Source organism: Psychrobacter sp. T6-1 (assembly GCF_052258445.1).
The window spans coordinates 1-7,603 of sequence record NZ_JBQQFC010000109.1 but is presented as its reverse complement, the minus strand read 5'-3'; the positions used below and the strand labels follow the sequence as shown (position 1 = coordinate 7,603).

At 40.5% G+C, this 7,603-nt stretch carries 11 protein-coding genes; all 11 read right to left on the bottom strand.

What is annotated here, in order from left to right:
• Window positions 1–229 precede the first annotated feature (229 nt).
• The 11 genes from ACTXGO_RS07565 to ACTXGO_RS07515 all read right to left on the bottom strand — a co-directional run bounded on the left by ACTXGO_RS07565 (window position 230) and on the right by ACTXGO_RS07515 (window position 7,380).
• Window positions 230–436: a hypothetical protein gene (locus ACTXGO_RS07565; RefSeq protein ID WP_443541288.1), complete on the bottom strand. Its 207-nt coding sequence runs from the start codon at window positions 434–436 to the stop codon at window positions 230–232.
• 9 nt (window positions 437–445) lie between these two features.
• On the bottom strand, window positions 446–700 hold the full coding sequence (locus ACTXGO_RS07560) for a hypothetical protein (RefSeq protein WP_443541289.1): 255 nt from the start codon (window positions 698–700) through the stop codon (window positions 446–448).
• Entirely contained in the window at window positions 690–929 is a 240-nt protein-coding gene (locus tag ACTXGO_RS07555; protein WP_443541290.1) for a hypothetical protein, read from the bottom strand. The genes ACTXGO_RS07560 and ACTXGO_RS07555 overlap by 11 nt, the downstream gene beginning before the upstream one ends.
• An 8-nt stretch (window positions 930–937) precedes the next feature.
• Window positions 938–1,453: a hypothetical protein gene (locus ACTXGO_RS07550; RefSeq protein ID WP_443541291.1), complete on the bottom strand. Its 516-nt coding sequence runs from the start codon at window positions 1,451–1,453 to the stop codon at window positions 938–940.
• A 192-nt stretch (window positions 1,454–1,645) separates the two neighbouring features.
• A complete protein-coding gene (locus ACTXGO_RS07545) occupies window positions 1,646–3,910 on the bottom strand; it encodes a YfjI family protein (RefSeq protein ID WP_443541292.1) in 2,265 nt (754 codons plus the stop codon).
• Window positions 3,897–4,076, bottom strand: coding sequence for a hypothetical protein (locus tag ACTXGO_RS07540; RefSeq protein WP_443541293.1), 180 nt, complete (start codon window positions 4,074–4,076; stop codon window positions 3,897–3,899). The genes ACTXGO_RS07545 and ACTXGO_RS07540 overlap by 14 nt, the downstream gene beginning before the upstream one ends.
• Before the next feature lie 173 nt (window positions 4,077–4,249).
• Window positions 4,250–4,531 carry a hypothetical protein gene (locus tag ACTXGO_RS07535; RefSeq protein ID WP_443541294.1) on the bottom strand — a complete coding sequence of 94 codons (282 nt, stop codon included), beginning with the start codon at window positions 4,529–4,531 and terminating at the stop codon, window positions 4,250–4,252.
• Window positions 4,524–4,805 (bottom strand): helix-turn-helix domain-containing protein, encoded by a 282-nt coding sequence (locus tag ACTXGO_RS07530; protein ID WP_443541295.1) that lies wholly within the window; start codon window positions 4,803–4,805, stop codon window positions 4,524–4,526. The genes ACTXGO_RS07535 and ACTXGO_RS07530 overlap by 8 nt, the downstream gene beginning before the upstream one ends.
• 2 nt (window positions 4,806–4,807) lie before the next feature.
• The gene (locus ACTXGO_RS07525; protein WP_443541296.1) at window positions 4,808–5,062 is read right to left on the bottom strand and encodes a helix-turn-helix transcriptional regulator; all 255 of its coding nucleotides are present in this window, start codon (window positions 5,060–5,062) and stop codon (window positions 4,808–4,810) included.
• Window positions 5,063–5,178: 116 nt separating this feature from the next.
• Entirely contained in the window at window positions 5,179–5,859 is a 681-nt protein-coding gene (locus ACTXGO_RS07520; protein ID WP_443541297.1) for a hypothetical protein, read from the bottom strand.
• Between the two features lie 159 nt (window positions 5,860–6,018).
• A complete protein-coding gene (locus ACTXGO_RS07515) occupies window positions 6,019–7,380 on the bottom strand; it encodes a tyrosine-type recombinase/integrase (protein ID WP_443573918.1) in 1,362 nt (453 codons plus the stop codon).
• Window positions 7,381–7,603 lie beyond the last annotated feature (223 nt).

The following is a 7,603-nucleotide window of genomic DNA, read 5'->3' as shown; positions in this document are numbered from 1 at the left end:
ATGAAGATAAAAAGTAAGCTTTTAAACTATTAGCTTAATCTTAATTAAAAACGCATTCTTCGGAGTGCGTTTTTTTATTGCGTAAGATACTGATAATATTGTATTTATTGTTATATATATTTGAAATGGTAGCCACTTTGGTAGCCATCTGTTTATAATTTTAACTATTGGTAGCCATTTTTATCTAATTTGAATGTCAGGTCTTGTCAGGTTCTAACGTGTCCAAAAACTAACACACCCTGTCAGGCTTGCGAGCGTCCACCGTCCGAATAACGATCTTTACAGGCTGCACGTTGGTATCATCAGTAACGCCCTTATCTAGCCCTAGTAACTTCGCCTTACTCATTGTAGCGGTGACCATAGCAGACGCTTGATTGTTAGCCTTAGCCATTAACCTAGCGTCATCAAGTTCGATCACTAAATCATTAATACTCACATTCATTCTTTACCTCATAATATCTTTGTAGGTTATCGATGCTTGCTCAGCTGACAAGTCATTCATAAGATCACTAATGGTCTGCACCTCATCGGCATTGATGTCTTTAATCACTGGCTTATCAAAACCTAATAGCTTTGCTGTGGTAACCGTCGCTTGTATCATAGCGGTGGGCTTGCGTTCCTCTATTGCCATTTGACGCGCTTGTTCTAGCTGCTCTAATAAGTCGTCTAGCGATAATCTACTCATCATCTCAATACTCATCTTCTAACTCATTGCTAATAGCGAGTGCTGCTTCTGGTGATAATCCTGTAATATTAAAAACGACTGGCTTATCGTTTGACGCTAAGTCTTTGATGGGTTTATCGAGTCCTAGTAACTTTGCTTGTGCAATGGTCGCCACTACTAGCGCGTTTGGGTTGTGGTCATCTATCGCCATTTGCTTAGCGAGCTGTAAATCTTGCATTAAGTCGTTAAGATCAGGTAATCGCATTTAATCCCTCAATGAGTGCAATTTAGTTTATCTAGTGTTTGCTGCCAAACTTGAGCGCTAAGCTGGTCATGCTCTGTCACCAACTTATCAAACGTCTTTGAGTGCATGTAGCGAGGCTTAGCACCTATCCCATGAATAACGCCTTGCTGCCACCCTAAACGCGCTCTAATGGCTGCTATACGGCTAAACACTCTATCTATCGGCTGTTGTAGCTGACTGCCATAATTAGCACCAATGCAATGACGGCATACATACACGCCAGCGCAATATAAAACACTGACACGCTGCGAGCATTTAGGGCATAGCCACCAGTAACGATAGCCGCCATAGTGACAAGCTGATTTTGATAGCTGAATAGAGTATTGATAGGGCTTGCTGCGGTGGGTGTAGCTGACTTCGATATATTTAGCGTTACCCTGTTTAAGCTGCTCACGATAACGTGAGATTGGTAGTTTTAAGTAGTCGTTTAGACTGTGAGTAGTGGCAAGTGCTGGCATATTATCTAAATAATTAGGTAAATTCATCTTTATTATATCATCGTGAATAATATTAACCTTAATTATTCTCAACTCTGAGCGTATCTAATTAATCAGTATAAATAATACAATTACCTTAGATATTGCACTGACAAAACTGACAAAACTAAATGTCAGACAATAAAAAAGGCGCTATTTTTAAATAACGCCTAGATACTGCACTGACATAACTGACAAAAACTATATAATCTCGGTCAATCTTGAATTGATAGAGTAACGCTCTGTCGGTCTGCCTCCCTGCCCTGTGCTTGGTATCTCCTGCCAGCTTAACCAGTCATTTTCGACTAATATTTCAAGCGCATTAAGTACATCATCAGTATCAGTCAAACCTTTCCAACCTTTGCGGATCAGTTGCCTAGCCGTAAAGCCATGACTGATCCAGTCGGTTGTGTCAGTTTTGTCAGCTCCCTTTTTGACCATTTTCATTATTTTATCGGCTAAATAAGAGGCTTTGATATTCGCGCTATCGGTGACAGTGCTATATATTCTCATCATGTGGCTCTCTAACACTTCGCACCATGCTAGCGCTGCTTTAAGTGCGTTCATGTTGACTGCACCTAATGACGTACCATGTTCGATACAATCGACTAAGTGAAAGACTAATGCTAATGACGGTACTGTTTTAGCATACTTGATTAGATGCTCAGCTATGATGCTATGCTCAGCGTCACTAGCTCTTACTTTAAGCGCGTCATACCAACTCATAAACACTTGATAAGCGTCATCAGTAAAGCGGTAATAAGGGCGCTTGTGATAGTCATCAATCGGGTTTGCACCATAGCGCATAAAGTCACCTAACTGCATACTATCAATCGTTTCAAACAAGCTATAGATAGCGTCACGGCTTGGCTTGTCAGGTGGCAAGTCACGCTCTTTACTGTTTGGTAATGGGTCGGGGTAAACCATCAACTGAAAGCGCTGAATAAGTCCGTCATTGCCTAGCCCTTTCATGGTTTTAGATAGGTAATACTCGAGCTTGTCAGGCTGAATACCACCAATAACCGATAAACAATGGGTGTCGATAAACACTGAGCCTCTGCCTATTCTATCGACTTGAAAGCTACCTAAACCATTAAAGCCCTCAAGATAGAATGATCGCGCTTGTTGATTGCTTTCACTCTCTAATGAAGCAAGCCAACCTGTCAGCTCATCACGCTTTACCAGCATACCGTTTTTGTGTTTGCTCTCAAGCTCTCCGATACTCTCAATCGTACCGTCATCAGTTACGTAACGTTTGATCTCAGGTATCAGCTCATCACTCTGCTTTGACTCTGCCAATTCTTGCGCTTTGGCTTTGAGATCATCTTGGCTTATCTCAGCGTCGTCATCAGTTTGGGTCGCTAGTCTTTTGGCAAGGTCACTGAGCTGCTTCTCAGCTGCCTTTGTCATGTGCTTGTTTAGCTCTTTTTGGGTGTCATGCTCGAGCTTGTCCTCCTTGTGCTTGTCTGAAGCCAGTGCGACTAAATGCGATATAGGCTTCAATCCATCAGATAATGACGGTGATTTCTTACTTGATGGGTTACCAATGATTGCACCATAAAAGTTCGGTACTACTTCCCAGTTGTCGTACATTTTCGGGTAGATGCTCAATTTTGAGCCTATCAAGCTGCCTAACGATACCATCAAGGGCATTAGCACATATTCAATAGGTACGCTCAAGCGCTCAGCACAGTTTGAAGCATAATCCCATAGCAGTTTTGGCATTATATCGCTTGTGAGTGTCTTAACTGGTGGCAGTGTTTGACTGATTGGCTTGGGCTTTGGTTTGCCTAGCGCCTGTAAGTCGATAACTTCAGCATCAGCGATTAAGTCATCATAATCAGCATCAAACTCAAGCGCGTCATAAATGAGCGTATGCTCACAAATAATGGCTTCAACATTCACGCCTTTAAGCGGTGTTATGACTTTGGCCTTGTGCTGTGAAGTGGTCATGATAGTTACTTGCTGCACCTCTGCAAAATGTTTCACCGTTCGATTAAACAAGCTCGGTACAAGGCAAGTGAGTACCGTTATATCAATACCTAATTTACGATAAGCGTTATAACAGCGCACTGCCTCAGCAATATCAGCTATGACTATCCACTTACTATCACGACTCATTGAGCCAATGACAAAGGCGCTTGGTATCTCGGTATCAGATATAAAGATACGTCCGTTATCGTCAAGCGGTATGCTGGCGAGTGTGACAATCTCAGCTTGATTATTAACTTTTAGCAGTCCGATAGTGTTAGCAGTGTCGAGCTGCTTTTCTCCTGCCAGCGCTCCTGTAAATATGCTAATATCTCTATCTAGATAGATAACTGAGTTTAATGATCCATTACTTAGTAAGCTTTCTAACGTGCCATGACCTGTTACATCTGCCAATGTAGCGAGTCTAAAATCTGCTATAAATTGTGACAAGCCTGTGCTGATAGCATGGGCTTTGTTATTTTTATCGGTTATCATCTTTACACTCCTTAGCATCACTTCGCGTCTGAGTCGCTGCCTGTTTGATTTGGCGGTAGCGGTAACCGTGTTTATGTTTTGCTTTTTGTGCTTTGCCATGTTTTGACTGAGCAAAGGCGACTTGTGCATCAAAAAAGGTTTGCGGTTTGTCTGAGTTATCAGTCATAACTTATTACCTCCAAATTTGTGAATGTTTGAGGGTGTTTGGGCTGGCATGAGGTGGCTAATAACAACATTACTAAGCAAGCTATTATTGAGATAAAACCGATTAGCGAGCGCTTGCGTTTAGGGTGCTGATTGTAGCTGTATTGGCTGTGGTCGGCTCTTAACTTGGCTTTGTTATCTTTGCTCATCTCTTACCCCTTCAACGTTAAAAGCGATTTCTGCTATTCGTGTGGATAGCTCTTTTAGTGAATTTACTTGCCTATCACCTGTCGGTAACGCACCGCTTAAAGCTAGTAGTTTGTTTTCTACTTCTACTATCTTGATCAGACTGTTGATGGTGATTACGTTGGCATGTAAGGTAATGATGAGCTGGTCGATAAAGTCATCAGTTATCATCAAATAACCTTGCTCTTTTAGACTCTCCATGACTTTATTTATTAAATCGGCTTCACTCATGATCTGCCACCTCGCTATCTAATAAGGTAGCTTCATCAAGCCAATAGACCGAAAAACGCTTGTCATTGTGCGTGACTATCTCGCTTTGAATGGTTAGCCCTGCGGTTCTTAGGTCATGAATGCGCTGTGCTAGGCATGTGATTTGATAAAGGCGGTATGCGTCCCACGTGGTTATGGTTGCCCCTGTCATTAAGTGTGCTCTAACAATATCAATCTGTGTCTTAGGTGCTGGCTGGTTGGTCACTGGGGCGGTGCTGGTGGCTGTAGTAGTCATAATTAAACCCCCTCGCTAACTGATTGCTGATTTTCAATAAAGCGCAAAATATCGCTATTCCTAAACATAGGAATACCGTTTATATTAATTGGCTTAGGGAATTTATCAGCTTTCCACCAGCGTCTTAGTGTTTGGTGGTGTAGTCCGATTAGGTCGGCTGTAGGCTGAATGCGTGAATAGCCTTGAGGGTTTAGTGGGGCTGGTTGCTCATCTTTAATTTGATGGCTGTTATTGATGGTTGGATTGACTCGTGTCATAAGATCACCTGTTAGTTAATGATTAGTAACAGGTGTCATATTAGGATTATGATAGATAAGGCGGTAGATGGTCATTCTAGCTTGAGGGGGTCAGGCTAGCATAGTAGGGTTAATAGTTACGCTTCATTACAATAACCTTTTAGCTTATCGTAAATTAGTTCTATTAAAAGTGTCCGCTGTTTATTTACTGTCTTGCCTCTAGGCATTTTGTTTTCTGATATTATTTCTAATATCTCAATAGGGGGGATAATTTCATCATTTAGCCACCTCTTTAAGGTTTTTTCTGAGCGACTGATACCAGTTATCTGCTTTGAGATTTCTATAACGTGGGCTGGCATTAAAATATGCGAGGTATCATAACTCCATACTTCACGCGCTACATTAGTGAAAGTTATTTTGTCTGTACGCTCTCGCCTTTCAATAGGTGTGAGATTTGTACCGCATAAAGAGGCATTCTTGTATAATTCTAAAGCATCTTTACACTTATTCCGCTTCAAACTCTCCAATGCTAGAAGTAATAATAAATATTCATTGTAACGCTCTTTGTCTTGGTTGCTTCTATCCAAAACATTGGCGTTTATCATGCTTTTGATACAACTATAACCATCTAACTTGTAGCACTGATAAAAATCATCTGCATTAAAATCATAAAGTTTAGAATAGTATTCTGAATTAACTAAGAATGACTTCATGAATAACTTCAGGTATGTCATGCGATTAGTAATATCTGATTTAAGACTAAGTACAAGGTCAGCATCTATCAATGCATCTACTTTTGCTAATTCTTTAATATCCATACTCACACCTTTACACACCTTTTAATAAAATAAGGTGCAAGGCGGTGGCGGCTTTAAGGTGTGTAAATCGCTGCCGTTCGGGGATCAATCCTAGCCTTGCAATTTGTTATGACAACATCGAGTCGTCAAAGTGGTTTTGTCAGTTTTGTCAGTGCAACATCAGCCATGTTTTATATTTTTATGACTCTTAAAATCAGCATGAATAATATTATCAAACTTGCCAGCTTTGATATTGTCTAGGTAGTTTGCCCAGTCGGTCATCATTTTGGTTCTGTTATCTAAAAAATTAAAACGACTATAAGCTCTACCATACTGATTAAGCATGGTATGACCTAGTGCGAGCTCGGTTATCAATTCATCATAGCCTAGTCGCTCCATTAGCATAGTTTTAGCGCTTGCTCTAAAACCGTGGGGTGTATGAATACCTTTGTAGCCTTTACCATCATTCATAAGATCACTGTTCATTACCTTGTTAATTTCTTGCTTATGATGATATGGCGCTGCTTTGCGTCTAGTGTTATGAAATACATACTCACTATCACCTGTAAGCGGTTGCATACGCTCAAGTATAGCTATGGCTTGCGGTGCTAATGGTATAACCATACTTGCCATCATGTCGCCGCGTCCTCTGCTTTTTTGCGGCTCAAAAACCCATTGCTTAGCGTTCAAGTCAATATCTGCCCACTTCATAGTACAAGCGTCACCAATACGGACAAAGGTAAGTGCTAATAGCTGTAAGATACTTTTGTTATAAAGTTGGTTTGCATCTTCTAACTGGTCAATATCGTTTAACAGTTCGGCGAAGGTATGCACATCATTACTTAATGCTGGGCTATGTTTGACAGTATGCGTTTTTAGCGTACCTTGTAGATCGCTTGCTGGGTTGTACTCAATAATCATATGAGCTTTAGCAATTTGTAAAATGCTCTTTAATATGGTTCTTGTCTTTAAACCCTTTGCAACATGCGTCTTTTGAATATCAGTAACAAACTTAATAACGACACTAGGCGTTATGTCAGTGACTTTCATTTGACCTAGTTTGTTATCTATCAGCTTTAATATAACTTCATTCTTTTTGTACGTGGTAGGGTTTAAGTGTTTGCTGGCTTGAACATCACGCCATTCATTAATGAAGTGGTTTAAGGTGTTTTTACGTTCAGCAAGCTCTTTTTGCTTTTCTTGATCTCTATGCTCTAACGGGTCAATAGACTTTGCGAGTAACTGCATGTTGTCGCTGTAATGTTGGCGAGCATCGGCAAGGCTTAACGCTGGATATTGTCCCAATGTCATATAAGGGCGTTTAGCAGTGATAGGGTGGGTGTAGCGGTGTCTAAAATCGACTGTAGCGCTTGTACTATCTTTATGCGGTCTTATACGCACTTCTAAGCCTTTATAACCTGCTATCGGATAACTGGCTTTTGTATCGGCTTGAACAGTTTCTTTGATAGCTCGCTTGATCTGGGTGTCGGTAGTTATCTCTTTTTTAGCCATGTTCTTATCACCTGTTTTTTTGGTAGCCACTTTGGTAGCCATTTACTGACTGTTTTTAGCGATTAACTCAGGTTATCACAGGTTATATAATACCGTCAAAGCCTTTAATATTAAAGGGTTGTAGTGTTATCAAGGTTTATCATAAGTTATCAAAAGATACATTCTTCGGAGTGCGTTTTTTTTAATTAAAAAAGGCCATTCATGGACATAAATATTGCTCAAAATCTACTCATGTAACAAAAGATTTCATATC

Excerpts from the sequence above, each read along its gene's own strand:
- ACTXGO_RS07520 (WP_443541297.1), bottom strand. The coding sequence starts at position 5,859 with ATGGATATTAAAGAATTAGCAAAAGTAGATGCATTGATAGATGCTGAC.
- ACTXGO_RS07530 (WP_443541295.1), bottom strand. The coding sequence starts at position 4,805 with ATGACTACTACAGCCACCAGCACCGCCCCAGTGACCAACCAGCCAGCA.
- ACTXGO_RS07560 (WP_443541289.1), bottom strand. The coding sequence starts at position 700 with ATGAGTATTGAGATGATGAGTAGATTATCGCTAGACGACTTATTAGAG.
- ACTXGO_RS07545 (WP_443541292.1), bottom strand. The coding sequence starts at position 3,910 with ATGATAACCGATAAAAATAACAAAGCCCATGCTATCAGCACAGGCTTG.
- ACTXGO_RS07540 (WP_443541293.1), bottom strand. The coding sequence starts at position 4,076 with ATGACTGATAACTCAGACAAACCGCAAACCTTTTTTGATGCACAAGTC.
- ACTXGO_RS07535 (WP_443541294.1), bottom strand. The coding sequence starts at position 4,531 with ATGAGTGAAGCCGATTTAATAAATAAAGTCATGGAGAGTCTAAAAGAG.
- ACTXGO_RS07550 (WP_443541291.1), bottom strand. The coding sequence starts at position 1,453 with ATGAATTTACCTAATTATTTAGATAATATGCCAGCACTTGCCACTACT.
- ACTXGO_RS07555 (WP_443541290.1), bottom strand. The coding sequence starts at position 929 with ATGCGATTACCTGATCTTAACGACTTAATGCAAGATTTACAGCTCGCT.
- ACTXGO_RS07525 (WP_443541296.1), bottom strand. The coding sequence starts at position 5,062 with ATGACACGAGTCAATCCAACCATCAATAACAGCCATCAAATTAAAGAT.